The following is a 21299-nucleotide window of genomic DNA, read 5'->3' as shown; positions in this document are numbered from 1 at the left end:
GAACGCAATTCGCTCACGCCGTGAGCGTCTTGCTATACTGTAGCCGTGTTCCCGCGCTACCTGACGCCCCGGCTAACGGCCGCCCTGAACCGCAGCCCCGTCGTGTACCTCACGGGTGCTCGTCAGGTGGGCAAGACCACCCTGGTCCGCCGGCTGGCAGGCGACCGGGGAATGGCCTACTACACCCTCGACGATCCGGCGGTGCTTGCGGCGGCGCGCGCCGACCCCGTGGGCTTCGTTACCGGGCTCGCCGGACCCGTCGTGATCGACGAAGTGCAGCGCGCCCCCGACCTGCTGCTGGCCGTCAAGATGGCGGTGGATTCGGATCGCCGCCCCGGCCGCTTCCTGCTCACCGGTTCGGTGGGGTTCAAGTCCCGTTCGGAAGCGGCGGCGGCGCTGGTGGGGCGGGCCGAGTTCCTTACGCTGCGGCCGCCGGCTCAGGGCGAGCTGGAACGCAGCAACCGCAACTTCGTGGCCGGGCTGTGGGCCGGTGACGCGCGTGAGCTCATGCGGCCCGGGAATGGGCGAAGCCTCGTCCCCCGCGTGTGTGCCGGCGGCTACCCACCCGTTCAGGGCAAGAATGAAGCCGACCGCACGGCCTGGTTCGCCAGCTACCTGGCCGCGCTCATCGAGCGCGACCTAATGAGCCTGGCGCGAATCGAGTACCCCGAAAGGGCGCTGGCGCTGCTGCGGGCCGTGGCAGCAGCCACGGCCACCCCGCAGAACGTGGGTTCGCTCGCGGCCGAGCTGGGCCTCCCCGCAGCCACGGCCCGGCGCTACGAGGAGCTCTTCGAGCGCCTCTTTCTGGTCGAGCGCCTTCCGGCTTGGACCGCGAGCTTGAAAAAACAGCTCACGCGCCGGCCCAAGCTCGTGGTCAACGACACCGGGCTGGCCGTCTACCTGCTCCGAATGAATTGCGAAGGTCTGGACCAACGCCCGGAAATCCTGGGGCGGCTGGTCGAGAGCTTCGTGCTGGCCGATCTGGCCAAGCAGGCCTCCTGGCTTGACCCCGAACCGCAGCGATTCCATTACCGCACGCGCGCCGGCGCCGAGGTGGACGCGGTGCTCGAGCACACCGACGGCCGGGTGGTCGGCGTCGAGGTCAAGTTGGCCGGCAAACTTCCGCGCCGGGCCCTTTCGGGGCTCAAAGCCTTGCGGGAAGACGTGGGAGAACGCTTCCACCTGGGCATCGTGCTCTATACGGGAACGCAGCCCCTGCCGCTGGGTGAGCGGATGCTGGCCCTGCCGATCGCGGCTTTGTGGAGCTAGCTGCAACCTCCCAAGCCGCGGATCCTAGAGCCGACGGCCGCGGGGGCCCTGTTTTTGGAGACCGCAAGCCGCGGACTCCTTCCGGCCCCTTGGGGGGTCGGCGGCGAAGCCTCCGGAGGGGGCGGGACGTAGTGCGTAGTACGTAGTACGTGGTGCGTAGTGCGTAGTACGTGGTAGGTGGTGAATGGGTAGTGGGTTGTGGGGTGTGGGAGGTGGGAACGGCGCAAGATGGGTTTCCGCAGGCCGCCGGTAGCGGCCACAACCACAACCACAAGCTACAGGCTACATGCCACAAGCTACAAGCTACAAGCTACCCACCCCCTTTCCCGCCTCCCCGGGCGAGGCCGGCCTGCCGGCCGAGACCCGGGGTCCATGCCACAAACGACGCCGAGGGTAAGGCTGCTCGCAACCTTTCCACCACGAGCCACAAGCTACGAGCTACAGACCGCTGCTCACGAGCCCATTTTCAAAACCCCCACCCCGGCCCTCCCCTTTGGGGAGGGCGCTTTCGTCTTTCCGCGACGAGCGCGGCGTCCCGACCCCGCCTTTGGATAAGGCCCGGGTCCCGGCTTTCGCCGGGGTGACGAGAGAAGCCGGTGGCGACGGGGCGGCGTGAGCCACACGTTCGACTTTTCAGCTGGTACCGACGAGAAGGTTACGCGGCGCAAATCACAGCCGCGGTTCAGCGGGCTTCCCGCAGCATCGGCCACACCGGCGGGCCCCGCATGAGGCGCACCTCGCGCTGCACCCGGAACCCGTGGCGCTCGTAGAGCCTTCGCGAGCCGGGCGAGCTCGCCACCAGGTAGGCCGGAAGACCGTCGACGTTCGCCCGCGCCAGCCCGGCGTCGAGCAGCGTACCGCCCAGCCCCCGGCCCTGCCGCTCGGGCGCCACCCCCAGGTAGAGCAGCAGCCAGTGCGGAAAGCGCGGCCGCCGGCTTTCTACGAATAAGGCCCAGAAAAGCCCCTTGGGCAGGCGGTCCGCGTAGAGACTCAGGTAAAAGCGCACGTCGGACGCCGTCACCGGCGTACCCGGCGGCACCCAGACGGCCGCGGCGCTGTGCTCGTCGTTCGTCCAGACGGTGCCCCGGGGCAGGTGTTTTTCCAGCACGTGTTCGAAGAGGCGCGTAAGGCGGCGCTCACGTGCACGCGGCTGCGGGTCGAACCAGACCATGACGGGGTCGTCCATGAAGGCTGTGACCAGCACGCGCAAAACGGAGGCCGCGTCATCCGGTCCGGCAGGGCGGGGCTCTGGGGTCACGCTTCCATCCTACGACCGAAACCGGGAACAGGCCGCCAAACCGGTGAGTTCGTACCGTGCCCAAAGAGGAACAAGTATAATCAATGCATGCCCGTGCACGCCGGCCCCGCACAGGCCCCCCTCTTACGGGAGCTCGTGGAGTGCCGCGTGCCCGTGGACGTCCACCTGGTCGTGGACCTGCCGACCGGCTACACTCTCTGGGGTTTGGATCCGCTGCCCGCCCCCGCGCTGGCGGTCACCTTCAACCCGCACCCGCTGTACCTGCTGGACCTCTTCGAGCGCAGGCCCGCGGGCGTGCTGGTCGAGCCCAAATCGCTCAGCGAAATCAACACCGCGCTGGACCTCGTGGCCGCGGGCCGGCGCGTGGGCTCCCCACCCACCGTTCCCTTCGACCTCCCCACCCGTCGCGAGCGGCAGGTGCTGCGCCTGCTGGCCCAGGGGTTCTGCAGCGACGCGATCGCCCGCCGCCTGGGGGTCAAGCGCGACACCGTCTACAGCTACTACCAGGCTCTGCGCGAAAAGCTGGGGGCCGGCAGCCAGCACGAGCTCGCCCTGACCTACCTCGGCTTGATCCCCATCCGGCCGGCCGGTTAAAGACGCGCTCCAAGCCGCCAAGACCCACGGCTGCACGAACCCGAAAAGCGGGTTCTTCCAGATATCTGGGGGGCTCCAGGTTTTGGGATGGAATCCTACGCATTTTCACCCTAGTCTGGAGATGCAAGTCAGGCATGGATGCATGAAAGGAGGGCCATATGCGCTTGTCAAGACCCTATACGATACTGACCTCCTTGGCGCTAGGGCTTAGCATGCTGCTAACTTCATGCCAGAGTTCCGAGACCCAAACCCCAGGCATCCCCGTCAATCTGGACGACGCTGCAAAGGAGCAGGAAGTTCAGGAAACGGTAGCGATGGACGCAACGCGAGACGCAGGGCTGAAGGAAGTGGCTCCAGGGGTCTGGGTTGACGTGCGCGCGGACGGCGTGCGCATTCACATGGACCCCCCATTTTTCACGGAGCGCACGCTGCCCCGGTTTGAAAGTTTCCTACAGAATCTTGACGTGAACAGCATCGCCAAGGACCGCTACGCGGCCGAGATGATTCTGGGCCAGCTCGACCACGCCTTAGACAATATCAGGCTGGGGTGGGAAAACCTTCAGCGGCTCTCGCCCGCCCAAAAGCAAGAGCTTTACGAACGGGTTGTTCTGCCAAACCTCGCTCAGTAGGACGAAAAACCCCATACCTGGATTGCTACCCGCTTGGACCGTGCGCTGGGCCCGGTCCGAGGGCGCGCCCATGCTGGAGGGCTGCGTGAGACCGTTCGCGGCAGCCCGTAAAGCTTTTGCTTTTTAGAAAACCAACTTTCCCGGCCTTGCTCGCTCCGAACCGCATACGAGCATTCGGGTGAGCGCTCCAGATTTTGGGATTGATGCAAGGGAGTCTGGGTGGCTAGCCTGGTGAAAATAGGCGGCGAAGGACTGATGGAAAGGAGGCATAGCAGGGCGGAGACCCTTCCTATTCTCTCCCTTACCCTGTTCGCGGTGATGGGGCTCGTATACGCTCGCAGAACCCAGGTGAAGCCCCCTTCGTCTAGTGCTATTGGGCATGGGGCTTTAGTTGTTGGGCCAGCCCGCTTGCTCCCAACGGCCAGAGCCGGATCGAAAAGATCGACCTTTACAACTACAACGGCTACGAGCACGACCACCACAGCGTCACCTACGGTGGCTGCTGCAGCGACTACTGAGCCAACCAGGGGCGCGCCCGGGCGCGCCCCCCCAGTGACACGCGAGGAGCCGAAGCATGGTCAAGAAAGAACGGCCCCCGGCGGCGCCCATGGCGGGTTCGGCTTGGTGGCTGCCGCGCGCGACCCTTGCGCTGGCGCTGCTCATGGTCCTGGCTGCGGTTGCGGTCGGGGCGTTCCACACCCGCCGCGAAGCGGGGCGGCTGGGAGCCTTGCGGGTGGGCCAGGCGCTCCCTGAGCTGGTTTTCGCCTCCCGGGAGGGCCCGGTGGGCCTGTACAGCAGGCTAAACGACACGGGGCTCACGCTGCTGGCCTTCTTTTCCGCAACCTGCGACGCTTGTCCGGAAGACCTGCGCGACCTGACGGAATGGTTGAACGCGGACCCGTCCCGCCCCTTGCGCGCCGTCGTGATCGCCGACGAGCTGGCTCGGCCCGAGGACTACGAGGCACCGCCCGGCCGCCTCGAATGGCTCTTCGACCCCGGCCTGCGCCAGAGCCGGCGGCGGCTGCGCATCGGCGGCGTGCCGAGCTACGTGGTGGTGGACGAGCAGGGAACGATCGTCTACCTGCAGCGCGGTCGGCGCCTGAAAAGAGGGGCGAACGTCCTGCTCGCCGAGCTCGAGCACCTAGTCGACCACCACCTGGGAGAGGAAGATGAGCCTTGAGATCAAGAACCTCACGCACGTATACCGCAACGGCGTACGGGCACTCGACGACGTAACCCTGGAGATCAACGGAACCTTCGGGCTCGTCGGCCCCAACGGTGCGGGCAAGACCACCCTGATGCGCATCCTGGCCACCCTCCTGCGCCCCACCGCGGGCACGGCGAGGATTCACGGAGTGCCTCTGGACCGGGTTATGGAGATCAGGGGCATGCTCGGCTACCTGCCCCAGAACGTGGACTTCTACCCCACCCTGTCGGCTCTGGAAACGGTCGAGTACTTCGCGCTCCTCTCCCACCTCACACCGCGGCGGGACAAACTGCTGCAAGTTCTCGAGCAGGTGGGCCTGGCCGAAGCGGCGGACCGGCGCGTCGGCGGGTTTTCGGGGGGAATGAAGCGCCGCCTCGGGCTGGCCGTAGCCCTCGTGCACGACCCCCGGGTTGTGATCGTGGACGAGCCCACCTCGGGCCTCGATCCCGAAGGTCGGTTGGAGGTGCGCAGGGCGCTGGGCGCCCTGGGCGGCGACCGAACCGTGCTGCTTTCGACCCACATCCTGCCGGACGTGGAAACCACGTGCAGCCGCATGGCGGTGCTTCACAAGGGAAAGATCCGGTTCACGGGCAGCCCCGCCGAGCTCGCGGCCCGGGCCAAGGGCAGGCTGCTGAAGGTCCGGCTACCGCGGGAAGCGATCGAAAAGATCGAACGAGAACGGGCGGTCGTCTCGATCCGCTACGACGGCGAGCAGGCCGTTGCGCGCGTCTTCTGGGAGGGCGGCGAACCTCCCTGGCCGCACGCGCCCGCCGAACCCTCGCTGGAGGACGGCTATTTCTACCTGCTGCACCGGGAGGAGCGGATCCCGGCCGAAAGGAGCTGAAGGTGCTGCGGCTGGCAACCCTGGAGCTGAAACATCTTCTGCGCTCGTGGCCCGCATTGCTGGTCGCCTGCCTCGCCAGCGCCGCGTACGTGGTGGGCGAGGCCACCCGCCCGTTCAGCGGCTGGGCGCTGCTGGGACGCCTCAGCGGCATCTGGGTGGCGATGTGGTTTTACCTGGCCTATTTTCCCACCGTGCTTTCCCTGGGGTGGTTTCGCAACGACGCAGCCCGGGAGCTCATCTGGGTCCGGCGGGCGGGTACGGTGCGGCTCCTGGGCGCAAGGCTCATCGCGCTGGCGGCGGTGGCGCTGCTGGTATGGGCGGCGAACGTCGCGCTGGCGTTCGTGGCCGCCCAGATCGCGCACCGTCCGGAGACGCAGCACGCATGGGCGCTCTTGAAGATGGCCCTGTTCAGCCTGCCCGCGCCGGGTTTCGGCCTTGCCTTCCTGCTTTTGCTCGCCGCGCTCTTCCAGCGGCGGGAGCTGGCCTACGCCCTGGCCGTGGTTTACTTCCTCCTCCTCGCCCTTGCCACGAACCCCAACCGCTCCGCCTACCTGCTGCCGCACTTTTTCCCTTCCGACCGGCTCATTTCCGAGTTCGTGGGCTTCGGCTCGTTTGCCACGGTCGTCTACCTGCAAAAGGGCTACGTTCTCGCGCTGGCGCTGGCCGCGTGGTTGCTGGCCGTTTCCGCCACGGGACTGCGCCGGAGGGTCCGCGAACCCGCCGCGACGCTCGCGGCGCTGGCCGGGCTCGGGGCCGCGCTGACCTTGGGGGCTGCGCTGCTCGGGCAGCCGCCCATCGCGGTATGGCAGGAAAGGGTCCGTGAGGAGTGGACGGCGCTGGCCACCGACGTAGGCACGGGTGCGCTCCCTCCGGAGGCCGTTTTTTACCGGGGAGTCTACCGCCACCCGGCGCTCCCCGGCGGCTTTGCGGCCTTCGCAAAACCCGCAGGCTGCCAGACGGCCTTTCTGGGACGCTACGTTGCTACGCTGGAGCTGTTCGCCCAGGGCGCGCAGGTCGGCGCCGCGGCCGAGGTGCCTTACCGGAGGAGTTCCGCCGTGCGCAGCAGGGTGCTGCTGGTGCCGGAGCGCTACCGCTTCAGAAAGCGGCCTTGGTGCGAGCGCAGCGCCCTGCGCGAAGCCGCGGGCCTGATCCTGCCCGCACCCGACCGGCGCGTGCTCCTAGAGTCCATAGACTCCCGGAGCCCAGCCGACGTGAAGAAGGTACTGGCCGAGAAAGAGCGGATCGAGACCTTGCGTCTGCTCGCCCAGTGGTATGCCGCATACGCGCTGCTGGGGGGCGCGCGCCTGGAAGAGGAGCTGCGCCACTGGGAGCGGGCCCTCACGGGCGCCATACCCTTCCAGAAGCTCAGCGCCCTTGGGGCAATCGGAAATCGCGTGAGCATCTCTCCGGACGCAATCAAGCAAGCACTTCAACTATGGCGGACGCTCGGCGCCGGGGGCGTCAGAGATTACGTCCTCGAACAACTTCGCCGCGAAAGGAGACGCTCATGAGGCGGCTGTGGCTGGAGCTTACCCTGACCCCGCTGCCCCTGGCCGCGCTGGTCGCAGGGCTGCTGGCGGCGCTTTGGATCAACCCGTACACCCTCTATTTGTCAGGGGCAAGCGGCCCTCTGGCCGTGCGGCTCCTGGACGTGGTCGCTTTCGTTGTGGGGGCCATGCTGGGCGCGCAGCTGCTCACGCCGGAAGAGCAGGGCCGCACCCACGAGGTCGTCGCCGCCCGCCCTTCGGGCGTCTCCGGTGTGCTGCTCTACCGGATCGCGCTCGTGCTTGGCGCCTGGCTCGTCGCCTCGTACTGGATGGCGGCGTTGCTGTTGTGGTCCGACCCGGGGCGGAATGCCGTCTTGCTCACGCTCACCTTCTTTGCGTCGGGAGCGGCGGGGCTGGCGCTGGCGCTGGCGGTGCTGGCACGGACCGGCAGCCCCACGCTGGCCATGTCCGCCGGAGCGCTCGTGCTCGGGGTCTTCCTGGCCCTGCGCGCCGGAGGTCTGGCGACGGGAGCGCTCGAGCTTTTCCCCGCCTACGCGTTTTACCCCGACGGCCTGCTGCTGCGCAGCAAGGCGCTATGGTTGCTGGTGGCTGCGCTGCTCGCGGCCTACGCCGTGGCCGCAGTGCACCGGCCGGTCGCGTTTATGAACGGCGACTAACCCCGCCGGACGGCTCCGGCCGGTACCGAAAGGCCGTCGGCCGGCGGTCTTACCCCAGCGCCACGTCGAGCACCATCATCAACGTGAAGCCGATCATCACCCCGAGGGTGGCGAGGTCGCCGTTGCCCGACGACTGCGACTCGGGGATGATCTCCTCCACCACCACGAAGATCATCGCCCCCGCGGCAAAGGCGAGCGCGTAGGGCAAAAGCGGCTGCACCAGCAGCACCCCCACCGCGCCGACCACCGCGCCAACGGGTTCGACGATGCCGGACAGCTGGCCGTAGAAGAAGCTCTTCCCCGGCGAGAGCCCCTCGCGCCGGAGCGGCATGCTCACCGCGGCGCCCTCGGGCAGGTTCTGCAGCCCGATGCCGATGGCCAGCGTGACCGCGCCCGCCAGCAGCGCCGCCGCTTCCTCGCCCCCGCCCAGCACGTGGGCGGCGCCGAAGGCCACGCCCACGGCCAGGCCTTCGGGCAGGTTGTGCAGGGTGATGGCGAGGATGAGCAGGGTGGTGCGCCGCCAGGTGGTGCTCACGCCCTCGGCGGCCTCGTCGGGCTGGAAGAGGTGCAGGTGGGGGAGGTACTTGTCCACCAGACGCAGGAAGCCGCCGCCGAGCAGGAAACCCACCGCGGCGGGCAGCCAGGGCGGCGCACCCGCGGCCTCGGCCAGGTCGATGGCCGGCAGCAGCAGCGACCAGACGCTGGCGGCGATCATCACCCCGGCGGCGAAGCCCAGCATGGCGTCGAGCCAGCTGCGGGGCAGGTCGCGCGCCAGCAGCACCGACGCCGCGCCCAGCGCGGTCATCCCCCAGGTGAACAGCCCCGCCAGCAGCGCCAGCAGGGCGGGGTGGTAGCCCTGCAACCCCTCGAACACTTCAGACTCCCAGGCCGGCGAAGGCGAGCAGCAAGAGGTTCAGCGCCACGATAACGCCGGTGCTGATCCAGGCCAGGGCGCGGAGGAGGGGCGGGTTGGCGAGGTCGCCCATCAGCCGCCGGTCCGAGGTGAAGAGGACGAGCGGGATCACGGAGAAGGGCAGCTGCATCGAGAGGATCACCTGGCTGAGGACCAGCAGCGTGACCGGGCGCACCGAGAACCAGACGGCCACCAGCGCCGGGGCCATGGTGAGGAGGCGCACGAAGAGGCGCAGCGCCGCGACGTTGCGGACGCGGACGGCCAGGAACCCCTCGAAGACGACCTGGCCCGCGAGGGTGCCGGTGGTGGAGCTGGAGATGCCCGAGGCCAGCAGGGCGATGGCGAAGGTGAGGGCGGCGGCCTGGCCCAGCAGCGGTTTCAGGGTCAGGTAGGCCTGGTCGATCTCGGTGACGAGCAGCCCGTTCTGGTGGAAGACGGCCGCAGCCATGACCAGGATGGCGCCGTTGACCAGCCAGGCGGCGGAGAGGGCGGTGACGGTGTCGACCACGCTCCAGAAGAAGACGCGCTGCTTGCTCTCGGGGTTGTTTCGGGTGCGCGTCTTCACCTGCGCCGAGTGCAGGTAGAGGTTGTGGGGCATGACCGTCGCCCCCAGGATGCCCATGGCGATGAAAAGGGCGGTGGTGCTTTCGAAGACGGTGCCGTTGGGCACGAAGGCGTTCCAGGCCACCGCGCCCAGCGCCGGGTGGGCGAAGAAGATCTCGAGCACGTAGGCCATCCCGATCGTGGCCACGAAGGCGAGGATGACCATCTCGACCCAGCGGAAGCCGAAGCGCTCGAGCCAGAGGATGAGCAGCACGTCGAAGACGGTGAGCACCACCGCCCAGGTGAGGGGGATGCCGAAGAGCAGGTTGAGCGCCAGCGCCACCCCCATGAACTCGGCCAGGTCGGTGGCCATCATGGCCAGGAAGGCGGTGACGAAGAGGAAGCGGGCCACCGGGGGCGAGTAGCGCGCCCGCATGGCCTGGGCCAAATCCATGCCGGTGGCGATCCCCAGCTTGGCCGAGAGGACCTGCATCAGCACCGCGATGGCCGAGGAGAGGGTGACGATCCAGAGCAGCGCGTAGCCGTAACGGCTGCCTGCCTCGAGGCTGGTGGCCCAGTTGCCCGGGTCCATGTACCCGACGGAGACCAGGAAGGCGGGGCCCAGGTAGAACCAGAAGGGTCGTTGAAGGCGAACGTGGGCGGTTTTCATGGGGCTTCCTCCACCTCGAGCGCCGCCGCCAGCTCCGGCGGCAGCAGAAAGCGGCCCTCGGGCAGCTCGACGCGGGCCCCCTCAGGACCGCGCGAGAGCAGCTCGAAGCGCGCGCCGGGAACGAGCCCCAGCCGCGCGAGCAGGGCCAGCGTGCCCTCGTCCTGGGCGCGCACGCGCAGCAGCCGGTAGCGACCCGGCCGGCTCTCGCTCATCCGCGCGCCCTCGGGGTGGGGCAGGGACAGGCCCGCGGTGGGGATGGGGTCGCCGTGGGGGTCGCGTTCGGGGTGGCCCAGCCACTCGGCGATGCGCGCCTCGAAGGCCTCGGAGATGTGGTGCTCGAGCCGCTCGGCCTCCTCGTGAACCTCGTCCCAGTCGTAGCCGAGCGCTTCGGCCAGGTAGGTTTCGATCAGCCGGTGATGGCGCAGCACCTCCAGCGCTACCGCGCGGCCCGCCTCGGTGAGGGTCACCCCCCGGTAGGGGGCGTAGTCGACCAGCCCCAGGGAGGCCAGCTTCTTGAGCATGCCCGTCACCGAAGCTGGGCGCACCCCCATGCGCTGGGCGAGGGCCTGGGTGGTCACCGGCCCCTCCCCCGAGAGCAGCAAGACCTGCTTGAGGTAGTCTTCCTGGGCTTCCGAGAGGTGGGCGCGGTGGGATTTAGTCATACCTAAAACTCCTGGTATAATAGTTTAGACCTACCTAAACCAATCCGCAAGCCCCGGGTGGTATCCTCAGGGATAGGGACGTGCCATGCTGGATAAACTGAAAAAACTGGAAGAAGAATACCGCGCGCTGGAGGGCGAACTTGGGGACCCCGAAGTGCTCGCCGATGCCGCCCGCTTCCGCGAGAAGAGCCGCCGGTACGCCGAGCTGGGCGAGGTGATCCAAACCTTCCGTGAATTCCAGCGTGTGCAGGACGAGCTTGAGCAGGCGCGCGAGCTGGCCGCCGACCCCGAGCTGGGCGAGATGGCCCGCGAGGAGGCGGCGGAGCTGGAGGCCCGGCTGGCCGGGCTCGAAAAGAAGCTGGAGCTGCTGCTGCTGCCGCGCGACCCGGCCGACGTCAGGAACGCCATCGTCGAGATTCGCGCCGGTACCGGCGGGCAGGAAGCCGCGCTCTTCGCCGGCGACCTCTTCGAGATGTACACCCGCTACGCCGAGCGTCTGGGGTACCAGGTGGAGATGCTGGAAAGCCACCCCACCGACCTCGGCGGGTTTTCCAAGGTGAGCTTCATGGTGAAGGGGGACGGCGCCTACGGCGTCTTCAAGTACGAGTCGGGGGTGCACCGGGTGCAGCGCGTACCCGCAACCGAGACCCAGGGCCGCATTCACACCTCCACGGCCACGGTGGCCGTGCTCCCCGAGGCCGAAGAGAGCGACGTGGAGCTCGACATGAGCGAGGTCCGCATCGACGTGATGCGCGCCTCCGGCCCCGGGGGACAGGGGGTGAACACCACCGACAGCGCCGTGCGGGTGGTGCACGAGCCCACGGGCATCATCATCACCATTCAGGACTCGCGCAGCCAGATCAAGAACCGGGAGAAGGCGCTTTCGATTCTGCGTAGCCGCCTGCTGGAAATGAAGCGCGCCGAAGAGGAAGCAGCCCTGCGCAGCAACCGCCTGGCCCAGATCGGCAGCGGCGAGCGCAGCGAGAAGATCCGCACCTACAACTTCCCGCAGTCGCGGGTCACCGACCACCGCATCCACTTCACCACCCACAACCTCGAAGGCGTGCTCGCGGGTGAGCTGGACGAACTGACCGAAGCCCTCAAGAAGGCCGACCAGGAGAGGATGCTTGAAGAACTCAGCGGACAGGCCCAGAACGCTTAGGCGTGAGCTGCTCGTCGCCGCGGCGATCCTCCAGGACGCCCGCGGCCGGGTGCTGCTCGTGGCCAACGACTGGGGCCGCCGCGGGCGGGTGCGCTACACCCTGCCCGGGGGGATGGTCGAGCCGGGCGAGACGATCCCCGACGCGCTGGTGCGCGAGGTGCGTGAGGAGACCGGCCTGGTGGTGCGCAGCGTGGATCAGCTGGCCTACGTGGCCCAGGTGGAGGACCGGCGCAAGCGCGAGCGCACCATCGCCATGGCCTTTACCGCCAGCTGGGACGGGCTCCTCAACCCCCGCGACCCCGACGGCCACATCGTCGAGGCGCGCTTCTTCGACGCCGAGGAGGTGGCTGAGCGCCTGAGCACCCACCTGCCCCTGGCCGAGCCGCTGCTCCATTACCTGGAGACCCACGAGGTGGGGCGCTTCTATGCCTACACCAGCTGGAGCACCCCGGGTCAGCCCATCTGAGCCATGCACGTCGTTCACGTCGCCGCCGAAGCCCTCCCCTTCGTCAAGGTGGGGGGGCTCGCCGACGTGCTGGGCAGCCTGCCGCGGGCGCTGGCCGCGGAGGGGGTGCGCTCCACCGTGCTGCTGCCGCGCTACGCCGAGATCGCGCACCCGCTCGAGCCCCAGGGCGAGTTGGCCTACCGCTGCTGCGGCGAGGCGCGCCGCGCCCGCGTCTGGGGCGCCGAGGCGGGCGGCGTCGCCTACCGCTTCCTCGAGGTGGACCCGGACTGGTCCGCCCCTTACGAGCCCCCGGAGGACGCGCGCTACCTGGCCTTCGCCCAGGCGGCGGCCGCCTGGCTTGCGGGCGAGCGGTACGACCTGCTGCACGCCCACGACTGGCACGCCGCCTACACGGTGCGGCTCGCCCGCCGCCCCACCGTCTTCACCATCCACAACCTGGCCTTCCAGGGCGAGCTCGAGCCCGACCGCTTCGAACGCCTCACCGGTACGGCGCCGGACGCCGAGCTGCTGCACGAGGGCCGGGTCAACCTCATGAAGGGCGCGCTGCTCGCGGCGGATCGCGTGACCACGGTCAGTCCCCGCTACGCCCGCGAGATCCAGACCCCCGAGTACGGCATGGGGCTCGACGGGGTGCTGCGCTCCGTAGCCGACAAGCTCAGCGGCATCCTCAACGGCCTCGACACCGAGTACTGGAACCCCGCCACCGACGGCTTCCTGCCGCAGAAGTACGACGCCGACCACCTGGAGCGCAAGCGGCGCAACCGCATGACCCTGCTGGCCGCCCTGCGCCTCGACCCGGGGCTGCCGGCGGTGGGGGCGGTCACCCGGCTGACCTGGCAGAAGGGGTTCGACCTGGTGCTCGAGACTCTGCCCCAGGTCCTGGATCTGGGGGTCAACTTCGTGCTGCTGGGCACGGGCGAGGCCGAGCTGGAGCGGGGCTTCGCCGAGGCGGCGCGCCGCTACCCGCGGCGGGTGGCTTTTCACGCGGCCTTCGACGAGGCCCGCGCCCATCGCATCTACGGCGGCGCCGACTTCTTTCTCATGCCCTCGCGCTACGAGCCCTGCGGGCTGGCGCAGATGATCGCGATGCGCTACGGCACGCCCCCGATCGCCCGCGCCACCGGCGGGCTGGCCGACACCGTCGAGGACGGGGTGACCGGGGTGCTCTTCGAGGAGGCGAGCCCCGAGGGGGTGCTCGCGGGGGTGGAGCGGATGCTCGATCTCGATGCCGAACCCCTGGCGCGCGCGGGGATGACGCGCGACTTCTCCTGGGGGCCGCGAGCGCGCGCCTACCGTAAACTTTACGAGGAGATCCTGACGTGAACGACGAAGTTTCCACGCTCGTACGCGAGGGGCGCATCGCCGAGGCGCTGGCGCGGGTGCGCCTGAAGGGCGAGGGGCCCCGCGAGGCCCTGGAGGCGCTCGAACGGGTCCGCTTGGCGCTGCGCATGCGCGACGCCGAGGGGGCGCGGGCCGCGGCCGCGGCCGACCGCGAGGCCATCGCCCAGCTGGTCGACGCCGAGGAGCTGGAGCGGGCGCTCGCCGACCTGGCCGAGGAGCGCTTCGAGGCCTGGCTCGAGCACCCGGTGGTGGGCGCCGAGGCCTGGGTGCAGAAGGGCCTGCTGGACGTGGCCGAAGGCCGGCTCGAGGAGGCGCGCGACGCCTTCGCCGAGGCGGCGCGGCGCGACCGCCAGCACTGGCGCGCCTGGACCAACCTGGGTCACGCCGAGCTCGAGCTGGGAAACCTGGAAGCCGCCGAGGCCGCCTACGCCGAGGCCGAGAAGGCCAACGAGAACTACCCCGAGGTCTACCAGGGCCAAGCGGCGCTGGAAAAGCGCCGCGGCCGCATCGACCGCATGGTGCGCCTGCTCAAGAAGGCCCAGCGGATGCGGCTGCGCCCGCGCGAGGAGCAGCTGCCCGGGGCGGTGCTGCCGCCGCGCCGGCCGCGCGCCGGCGCGCTCTTTTCCTGGCGCAACCGCTGGTGGATCTGGATCGCGCTCATCCTGCTGGTCTACTGGTGGACGCGGCGCTAGCCGGAGGCGGGCCGCGCGCGGTAGCCTGATACCCATGACGGGTATACGTTGGCGCGCGGCGGCGCTGGCCTGGCTGGGCGGCCTGGCCCTGGCCGCCGGTGCAGTGGTGCAGGGCGGGCAGTGGGGCACGCCGGCCTGGGAGGCGGCCTACGCGCTGGCAGGCGGCCGGGTCGTGGGCTGGACCGCCGGCGACCTTTTCGGCGCCGCCGGTGGCGTGGACGTCTTCGTGGCGCGCCCCGACGGCGCCGGCGGCTGGCAGTCGGGCTGGCCGGGGCTCGAGCGCGCCTACGCCGCGCTGGAAGCCGGGGGCGGCCTCTTCCTCGCGGGCACGCTGGCCGAGGGCGCGGACGCCCTGCGCGCCCAGACCGACGCCCTGCTGCTGCGGCTGGACGGGCAAGGGCGCGCCGCTTGGCGGGCACGGGTGGGCGGCCGCCTTAAGGACGCGGGGCGCGCCCTGGCCCCGGCCCCGGAAGGCGGGGTCTACCTGGCGGGCGACGGCGAAGGACGCGTCTTCGGACCCGGCCGCGGCGGGCGCGACGTCTTCGTCGCCCGCTTCGACGCCGCGGGCGAACGCCTCCGGGGCGCGCAATGGGGCAGCGACGACGACGACTACCTCACCGCCGCCGCGCCCGACGGGGCAGGCGGCGTCTATCTGGCCGGGTTCAGCGACGTGGACGAAGACTGCCGCCGCGTCAGCGAGCGCGGTTTTCTGCTGCGCTACGCGGCCTCGGGCGAGCTGCTCTGGGCCTACCGCTGGGGTTTCGGCGCGGCCAGCCGGCCGACGGCGCTGGCCGCGGCGCCGGGCGGCGTCTGGGTTCTGGGCCAGACCGACGGGGCGCTCTACGGCCCCTTCGCGGGCGGACGCGACGTCTTCGTCGTCTTCGTCGCCGCCTCCGGCGAGCCCCGCGGCGGCGTGCAGTGGGGCAGCCCCGCCGCCGACCTGGCGCACGCGCTCGTCCGCGACAAAGACGGCCGCCTCTGGGCGGCGGGGGCGACCGCGGGCCGGCTCTTCTCCGAGCCCCGGGGTGCGTTCGACGCCTTCGCCGCCCGGCTCGATGCCTCCGGCCGGCCGCAGGCCGGCTCGCAGGGCGGCACGCCCGCGCGCGACGAGGCGCTGGCGCTGGAGGCGCGGCCCGACGGGTCGGTGCGGCTCGCGGGCGTCACCTACGGCAGCTTTTGGGGCGAGCACGCCGGCCAGGCCGACGCCTGGGCGGCGCTACTTTGGCTTCCTTGAGGCGAGGGCGCGCTCGCCCCAGATGCGGACGTCGAGGTCCAGCTCGCTGACCACCGCGCGCATGGTGGCGAGCGCGTCGGCGTAGCGCTGCAGCCGGCGCACGTCGACGCCCCGGCGCCACAGCGGCGGCGGCTCGAAGAGGTCGGCGCGGGTGGGGAGGGCGAGGTAGAGGGTGCCGTCGATCACCGCTGCGTAGAGCGGGCCGTGGCGGTCGCGGTAGGCGCGCAGCGCCGCCATGAAGCGGGTGCTGAGCACGTAGCGGGCGGTGACGGGGTCGCTTGCGAAGACGACGAAACGCCGCTCGAACTCCGGATCCTCGAGCCGGACCAGCTCGAGCCCCCGGCTGCGCCCGCCCAGCCGCTGCAGACTCTGGGAAAGCGGTCCCAGCAGGCGCTCGCTGCGGTCGGGGTAGACGAGGACGGCGCCCGAAAACGCCTTGGGAAACTCGGCCACCGCGAAAAGCCCCTTGAAGATCGTCACGTACTCGGTGCGGCAGCCGTCCTTGTCGCAGTCCTCGTGCTCGCGCTCGGCGTGCACCTCGGCGAAGGTGAGGGGCACCCCCGCGACCTCACCGCTGAAGCGGTCCTCGCTGGCGTAGCGGTCCGGGCGGGTCGGGAAGAGGCGGCTCGCCAGGTAGACCTCCTGGGGCAGCCCCGCCTCGGGTTCGTGGAGGAAGCCGGGCAGCACCGCCTCGACCAGGGGGGCGAGCACCCGCCGCTTGTAGGCCTCGTGGTAGGGCCGGGTGACCGATTGGTGGCGCAGCAGCGCCCAGACGAGCAGGGCGAAGGCGGCCACCAGGAAGACGAACCAGCCGAAGGGGCCGAGGAGCGGGCCGCTGAGGAGGTAGACCGCCGCCGCGCCGGCGGCGGCGGAGAGCCAGACGCGCGCCACCGCGGCACGCGCGCGCCGCCGGTCGGCCTCGAGCCCCTGTGCGCGGCGGACCAGGTCGTCCAGGTCGAGCCGCGGCGCGCCGGCCTCTAGGGCCACGTCCCCTCACCCCAGATCCTGCGGTTGAGCCCGAGCGCCTCGACGAGCGCGAGGAAGAGCTCCACGTCCTCCAGGTAGCCGCGGAAGACGCGGGGGCTCGCCAGCGGACCGAAGAGCGGGGGCTCGAGCATGTTCTTGCGGGTGGCCACGGCCATGTAGAGCTTGCCGTAGTGGATCGAGAAGGCCACCGGCGCCCCCACCCGCTCGCGGAACTCGGCCAGCTGCTCCATCAGCGCCGGCGTGAGCGCGTAGTGCGCGGTCTCGGGGCTCGAGGCGTAGACGACGAAATGGCGCTCGAAGCGGGGGTCCTCCATGCGCACGTGCACCAGCCCGCCCTCCTCGTGTCGGGGCTGCAGCGCGGCCGCGATCGGTCCCAGGTGCGGCTCCAGGCGGTCGGGGTGCACGACGACCTGCCCGCGGGTGGGCTTGTTGAACTCGGCGACGAAGAAGAGGCCGCGGAAGACCACCTGCTTGGTGCGCAGCTTCTGCCCGCTGCGGGGGGCCAGCGGGGTGGCCGCGCCGCGCGACTCCACTTCGCGGTAGCCCACCACCTCGGAGAACTTGACCTCGACGTCGTCGTAGCGGCCGATGACCAAGTCCTCCCCCTCCACCCCGGTGAAGGGCGCCTGGAAGAGGAGGCTCGCCTCCAGGTCCAGCGGGCTCACCGAGCCCAGCGGGGCGTAGTCCACGTCCCGCAGGAGCTCGCGCATCATCGGGCGGATGACCTTGCGCTTGAACTCGTGCTTGAAGGGGTAGATCAGGCTGGGCGAGAGCCAGGCGGCCAGCGCCGCCGCGGCCAGCGGCGGCGCCAGCAGGTGGAACCAGCCCCCGCCCAGGCGCCAGAGCCAGATCCCCAGCAGCAACCCCGGGATCACCAGCCCCGCCCAGGCGGCGATCAGACTGACCCAGGTCCGGCGCCGTTCGGGCTCGAGCCCGCGGATGCGGGGGACGAGCCGGTAGTAGGCGCGCAGGGGACCCGGGGAGGTGGGCATCGTCCTAGCTGCCGAAGAGGCGGCCGACGTTGGGGACCTCGGACTCGGCCTCGGCCACCTCGAAGACGCGGCGGCGCTTCAGCCCCATCCACCCGGCCACCAGGTTCGAGGGGAACATCTCGATGGCGTTGTTGAACTCGACCACCGCGGCGTTGAAGGCGCGCCGGGCCGCCGAGATCTGCTCCTCGATCTCGTTGAGGGCCGCCTGCAGCTGCAGGAAGTTCTGGTTGGCCTTGAGGTCGGGGTAGGCCTCGAGCTGCACCAGCAGCCGGCCCAGGAGGCCCGACATCTGGCCCTCCAGCCCCAGGCGCTCGTCGTCCGAGCGCGCCTGGCCGATGCGCGCGCGCAGCTCGGTCACCTTCTCGAGCAGCTCGCGCTCGTGCTTGGCGTAGCCCTTCACCGTGGCCACCAGGTTGGGGATCAGGTCGTAGCGCTTCTTGAGCAGGGCGTCGATCGCGCCCTGGGCGTAGTCGATCTGGTTCTTACGGGCAATGAGGGTGTTGTAGGTAAGAACCATAAATGCGCCGACAATGGCGACGAGGATGAGCAAAATCAAAAGGGCCGTCAAAGCAGACCTCCTCGAAAATAGTTTAAGTTAACGGGGTTTTTACACGGAACCCCCAAATGGGGGATGGATCACTCGCCCTCGGGCACGCGCCGCGCGGCGAAGCGTCCCGCCAGCCAGGGGAAGAAGAGGCTGAGGATCGCCAGCGCCCAGAGCACCTTGGAAAGCGGGCTGGCGTAGAGGATCGAGTAGTCGCCGCCGCTGATGGCCAGCGCCCGCCGCAGGTTGATCTCCATCAGCCGCCCCAGCACCAGCCCCAGGATGACCGGCGCCAGCGGAAAGCCGGCCTTGCGCATCAGGTAGCCCACCACCCCGATCCCGGTCATGAAGAGCAGGTCGAAGGCGCTGTTGTTCACGGCGTAGACGCCGATGAAGCTGAGCGCGGCGATGGCCGGGACCAAGAACCAGCGGGGCACCGTGAGGATGCGCGCGAACCAGCCCACCAGCGGCAGGTTGAGCACGAGCAGCATCACGTTGCCGATGTACATCGAGGCGATCAGGCCCCAGACGATCTCGGGCCGCTGCTCGAAGATCAGCGGGCCCGGAGTGACGTTGAACATCATCAGCGCCCCCAGCAGCACCGCGGTGGTGCCGCTTCCCGGCACGCCCAGGGTCAGCATCGGCACCATCGCCCCGCCCGAGGCGGCGTTGTTGGCGGCCTCGGGGGCGGCCACGCCGCGGGGGTCGCCGGTGCCGAAGGTGCCCTCGCGGTCGACGAGGCGCTTTTCGGTGGTGTAGGCCACGGCGCTGGCGATCGAGGCCCCCGCGCCCGGCAGCACCCCGATGAAGAAGCCGATCAGCGAGCTGCGCAGGATCGTCCACAGCGAGCCCATGAAGGTCTTCAGCGAGACCAGCGCGGTCTCCACCTTGACCCGGGTGGCCGTGCCCAGGAAGGTGTGCTCCATCAGCGTAAGCACCTCGCTGATGGCGAAGAGGCCGATGGCCACCACCAGGAAGTCCACCCCGTCGTAGAGCTTGAGCTCGCCGAAGGTGAAGCGCGGCACCCCGCTGCCGGGGTCGATGCCGACGGTGGCGAGCATCAGCCCGAAGACGCTGGCGATCAGCGCCTTGACGGGGTTCTTGCCGGCCAGGCTCGCCAGCGTGGTGAAGGCGAAGACCATCAGCGCGAAGTACTCGGCGGGGCCGAAGCGGATCGCCCACTCGGCCAGGTAGGGGGCGAAGAGGGTGAGGCCGATTACCGCCAGGGTGCCGCCGATGAAGGAGCTGAGCGCCGAGAGCGCCAGCGCCTCGCCGGCCTTGCCCTTCTGGGCCATGGGGTAGCCGTCCAGGGTGGTGATCACCGCGCCGGCGTCGCCGGGGACGTTGAGGAGGATGCTCGAGATGCGCCCGCCGTACTCGGCGCCGTAGTAGACCCCGGCGAGCAGGATCAGCGCCGACTCGGGCGGCAGCTTGAGGGCGTAGGCGATGGGGATCAGGATGGCCACGCCGTTGACGGGCCCGATGCCCGGCAGCGCCCCGATGAGCGTGCCCAGGAAGGCGCCGGCGAAGGCGAGGAAGAGGTTCAGGGGAGCGAGCGCGACCTCGAAGCCGTGGGCGAGTTGTGCGAGAACGTCCACCGCGCCTCCTCTAGGCGGGCCACCAGCGGCCCAGGGGCAGGGGGATGCCCAGCCCGAAGACGAAGATCACGTAGAGCACGACCGCGAGCCCCAGGCCGCCCAGCAGGCCGGTGCGCCAGCTGGCGCCGAAGAGGCGCGAGAGCCAGGCCATCTCCAGCGTGGTGGCGAGGAGGAAGCCCAGGGGGGCGAGCGCGTAGCTGTAGACCACGAAGCTCGCCAGCATGCCCAGCTGGCCGCTGAGCACGTGCGGCGGCGGCCAGGCGGGGTCGGGGTCGGGGCGCACCAGCAGGTAGAGCGAAAAGACCCCCAGGCTGACCGCCAGCAGCAGCGGGAAGGCGCGCGGGCCCAGGGGGTCGGCGAGAAAATCGGCCTGGAGGCGGCTCGCCTCCAGGCCGTAGCCGGCGCTCACCAGCAGCAGGAGCGCGCCCGCGATGCGGTCGGTGCGCCGGCCGCGTTCCACGGTTACTTGATGAGCCCCAGAGCCTTGGAAAGCTCCTTGAAGTCGGCGACCTGCTGCTTGACGAAGGCCTCGAAGTCGGCGCCGCCCTTGAAGAAGGGGCCGAGGCCGCTCTCGTCACGGATCTTGGCCCATTCGGGGGAGGCCTCGAGCTTCTTCATCGCGTCCACCCAGAAAGCGTAGGCGTCGTCGGGCACGCCCGGCGGCATGTAGAAGCCGCGCCACACCGCCCAGACCGCGTCGTAACCGAGCTCGCGCGCCGTGGGGATGTTTGCGAAGTCGCCCTTCAGGCGCTGCTCGCTGAGCACCGCCAGGATGCGGATCTTGCCCGCCTGCATCTGGCCGATCGTCTCCGAGGCGTCGCCCGGGAAGACCTGGACGAAGCCGCCCAGCATGGCCGTGAGCGCCTCGCCGCCGCCGTCGAAGGGCACGTACTTGAGCGCCTTGGGGTCGATGCCCGCGGCCTTGGCCAGCAGCAACACCTTCATGTGGTCCTGGCCCCCTACGGCGCTGCCACCGCCGATGGCGATCTTGGTGGGGTCTTTCTTGATGTCGGCGATCAGGTCGCCCAGGGTCTTCCAGGGGGCGTCGGCCTTGACCGCGATCACCCCGAAGTCGGCGCCGATGGCCGCGAGCCAGCGCACGTCGCCCGCGGTGAAGTCGCCGTACTTGCCCTGAGCCAGGCGCAGGGTGGTGGCCGGCGAGGCGGCGACGAGCAGGTTGGCGTCGCCCTTGCGCTGGGTGACCACGTGGGCGAAGGCGACGCCGCCCCCGCCGCCGGGCATGTTGGTGACCTTGACCGGGCGGGAAACGAGGCCCAGGTCGTAGAGCAGCTTGCCGCCGGTGCGGCAGGTGAAGTCCCAGCCGCCGCCGGGGTTGGCCGGGGCGATGCACTCTACGTTACCGGGGTTGAATGCAAAGGCCCCGCCGAAAAGCGCCAGGGCCGCAGCGAGAACACCGCTCTTCCAGAACCGCTTCATGGCGACCTCCTTTTCCCTTCGAATAAATTTTATCACACCGCGTAACGGTTATATGGAAAAAAATGCGCTGGAGACGGTACGTTGGTCCCGGCG

General features: G+C 69.8%; 22 protein-coding genes. 12 read left to right on the top strand and 10 right to left on the bottom strand.

Annotation, left to right across the window (positions count from 1 at the left end; genetic code table 11):
• Window positions 1–45: 45 nt before the first annotated feature.
• Window positions 46–1269, top strand: coding sequence for an ATP-binding protein (locus tag HNQ05_RS03640; RefSeq protein WP_147147312.1), 1224 nt, complete (start codon window positions 46–48; stop codon window positions 1267–1269).
• A 682-nt stretch (window positions 1270–1951) separates the two neighbouring features.
• On the opposite strand, the gene HNQ05_RS03635 is transcribed toward HNQ05_RS03640, so the two are convergent.
• Window positions 1952–2473, bottom strand: coding sequence for a GNAT family N-acetyltransferase (locus HNQ05_RS03635; RefSeq protein WP_147147314.1), 522 nt, complete (start codon window positions 2471–2473; stop codon window positions 1952–1954).
• Between the two features lie 141 nt (window positions 2474–2614).
• Here HNQ05_RS03635 and HNQ05_RS03630 point away from each other — a divergent pair, with 141 nt between their 5' ends.
• From HNQ05_RS03630 to HNQ05_RS03605, 6 genes are all read left to right on the top strand, one after another.
• Window positions 2615–3121, top strand: coding sequence for a helix-turn-helix transcriptional regulator (locus HNQ05_RS03630; protein WP_147147316.1), 507 nt, complete (start codon window positions 2615–2617; stop codon window positions 3119–3121).
• Window positions 3122–3279: 158 nt separating this feature from the next.
• Complete coding sequence (locus HNQ05_RS03625; RefSeq protein WP_147147317.1) at window positions 3280–3750, top strand: hypothetical protein; 471 nt, start codon at window positions 3280–3282, stop codon at window positions 3748–3750.
• Between the two features lie 574 nt (window positions 3751–4324).
• Complete coding sequence (locus tag HNQ05_RS03620) at window positions 4325–4930, top strand: TlpA family protein disulfide reductase (protein ID WP_147147319.1); 606 nt, start codon at window positions 4325–4327, stop codon at window positions 4928–4930.
• Window positions 4920–5801, top strand: coding sequence for an ABC transporter ATP-binding protein (locus HNQ05_RS03615; RefSeq protein WP_147147321.1), 882 nt, complete (start codon window positions 4920–4922; stop codon window positions 5799–5801). The genes HNQ05_RS03620 and HNQ05_RS03615 overlap by 11 nt, the downstream gene beginning before the upstream one ends.
• Window positions 5802–5803: 2 nt before the next feature.
• Window positions 5804–7312 carry a hypothetical protein gene (locus tag HNQ05_RS03610; protein WP_147147323.1) on the top strand — a complete coding sequence of 503 codons (1509 nt, stop codon included), beginning with the start codon at window positions 5804–5806 and terminating at the stop codon, window positions 7310–7312.
• On the top strand, window positions 7309–7965 hold the full coding sequence (locus HNQ05_RS03605) for a hypothetical protein (protein WP_147147326.1): 657 nt from the start codon (window positions 7309–7311) through the stop codon (window positions 7963–7965). Before HNQ05_RS03610 ends, HNQ05_RS03605 begins: the two co-directional genes overlap by 4 nt.
• A gap of 49 nt (window positions 7966–8014) precedes the next feature.
• On the opposite strand, the gene HNQ05_RS03600 is transcribed toward HNQ05_RS03605, so the two are convergent.
• From HNQ05_RS03600 to HNQ05_RS03590, 3 genes are all read right to left on the bottom strand, one after another.
• The gene (locus tag HNQ05_RS03600; RefSeq protein ID WP_221266750.1) at window positions 8015–8770 is read right to left on the bottom strand and encodes a ZIP family metal transporter; all 756 of its coding nucleotides are present in this window, start codon (window positions 8768–8770) and stop codon (window positions 8015–8017) included.
• Window positions 8771–8840: 70 nt separating this feature from the next.
• The gene (locus HNQ05_RS03595) at window positions 8841–10091 is read right to left on the bottom strand and encodes an Nramp family divalent metal transporter (protein ID WP_147147329.1); all 1251 of its coding nucleotides are present in this window, start codon (window positions 10089–10091) and stop codon (window positions 8841–8843) included.
• Window positions 10088–10753, bottom strand: coding sequence for a metal-dependent transcriptional regulator (locus HNQ05_RS03590; protein ID WP_147147331.1), 666 nt, complete (start codon window positions 10751–10753; stop codon window positions 10088–10090). Before HNQ05_RS03590 ends, HNQ05_RS03595 begins: the two co-directional genes overlap by 4 nt.
• An 85-nt stretch (window positions 10754–10838) precedes the next feature.
• Here HNQ05_RS03590 and prfA point away from each other — a divergent pair, with 85 nt between their 5' ends.
• The 5 genes from prfA to HNQ05_RS03565 are packed head-to-tail and all read left to right on the top strand — an operon-like array spanning window position 10839 to window position 15648.
• Complete coding sequence (gene prfA / locus HNQ05_RS03585) at window positions 10839–11915, top strand: peptide chain release factor 1 (protein ID WP_147147333.1); 1077 nt, start codon at window positions 10839–10841, stop codon at window positions 11913–11915.
• A complete protein-coding gene (locus tag HNQ05_RS03580; RefSeq protein WP_147147335.1) occupies window positions 11881–12381 on the top strand; it encodes an NUDIX hydrolase in 501 nt (166 codons plus the stop codon). The genes prfA and HNQ05_RS03580 overlap by 35 nt, the downstream gene beginning before the upstream one ends.
• Before the next feature lie 3 nt (window positions 12382–12384).
• Window positions 12385–13704: a glycogen synthase gene (locus HNQ05_RS03575; RefSeq protein ID WP_147147337.1), complete on the top strand. Its 1320-nt coding sequence runs from the start codon at window positions 12385–12387 to the stop codon at window positions 13702–13704.
• The gene (locus tag HNQ05_RS03570; RefSeq protein ID WP_147147339.1) at window positions 13701–14414 is read left to right on the top strand and encodes a tetratricopeptide repeat protein; all 714 of its coding nucleotides are present in this window, start codon (window positions 13701–13703) and stop codon (window positions 14412–14414) included. Before HNQ05_RS03575 ends, HNQ05_RS03570 begins: the two co-directional genes overlap by 4 nt.
• Before the next feature lie 34 nt (window positions 14415–14448).
• Window positions 14449–15648: a hypothetical protein gene (locus HNQ05_RS03565; RefSeq protein WP_147147341.1), complete on the top strand. Its 1200-nt coding sequence runs from the start codon at window positions 14449–14451 to the stop codon at window positions 15646–15648.
• On the opposite strand, the gene HNQ05_RS12300 is transcribed toward HNQ05_RS03565, so the two are convergent.
• The 6 genes from HNQ05_RS12300 to HNQ05_RS03535 form a co-directional block, all read right to left on the bottom strand.
• Window positions 15631–16635 (bottom strand): DUF3137 domain-containing protein, encoded by a 1005-nt coding sequence (locus HNQ05_RS12300; RefSeq protein WP_147147342.1) that lies wholly within the window; start codon window positions 16633–16635, stop codon window positions 15631–15633. The genes HNQ05_RS03565 and HNQ05_RS12300 overlap by 18 nt on opposite strands.
• Window positions 16626–17627 carry a DUF3137 domain-containing protein gene (locus tag HNQ05_RS03555; RefSeq protein WP_147147345.1) on the bottom strand — a complete coding sequence of 334 codons (1002 nt, stop codon included), beginning with the start codon at window positions 17625–17627 and terminating at the stop codon, window positions 16626–16628. The genes HNQ05_RS12300 and HNQ05_RS03555 overlap by 10 nt, the downstream gene beginning before the upstream one ends.
• A 4-nt stretch (window positions 17628–17631) precedes the next feature.
• Window positions 17632–18195, bottom strand: a complete 564-nt coding sequence (locus HNQ05_RS03550) for a LemA family protein (RefSeq protein ID WP_147147347.1) — start codon at window positions 18193–18195, stop codon at window positions 17632–17634.
• 68 nt (window positions 18196–18263) lie between these two features.
• Window positions 18264–19769 (bottom strand): tripartite tricarboxylate transporter permease, encoded by a 1506-nt coding sequence (locus HNQ05_RS03545; RefSeq protein ID WP_147147349.1) that lies wholly within the window; start codon window positions 19767–19769, stop codon window positions 18264–18266.
• A gap of 10 nt (window positions 19770–19779) precedes the next feature.
• A complete protein-coding gene (locus tag HNQ05_RS03540; RefSeq protein ID WP_147147350.1) occupies window positions 19780–20229 on the bottom strand; it encodes a tripartite tricarboxylate transporter TctB family protein in 450 nt (149 codons plus the stop codon).
• A 2-nt stretch (window positions 20230–20231) separates the two neighbouring features.
• Entirely contained in the window at window positions 20232–21206 is a 975-nt protein-coding gene (locus HNQ05_RS03535) for a Bug family tripartite tricarboxylate transporter substrate binding protein (RefSeq protein WP_147147352.1), read from the bottom strand.
• Window positions 21207–21299: the final 93 nt, after the last annotated feature.

Source organism: Oceanithermus desulfurans (assembly GCF_014201675.1).
Classification (GTDB): Bacteria; Deinococcota; Deinococci; order Deinococcales; family Marinithermaceae; genus Oceanithermus; species Oceanithermus desulfurans.
This window is presented reverse-complemented; position numbering and strand designations above follow the sequence as displayed.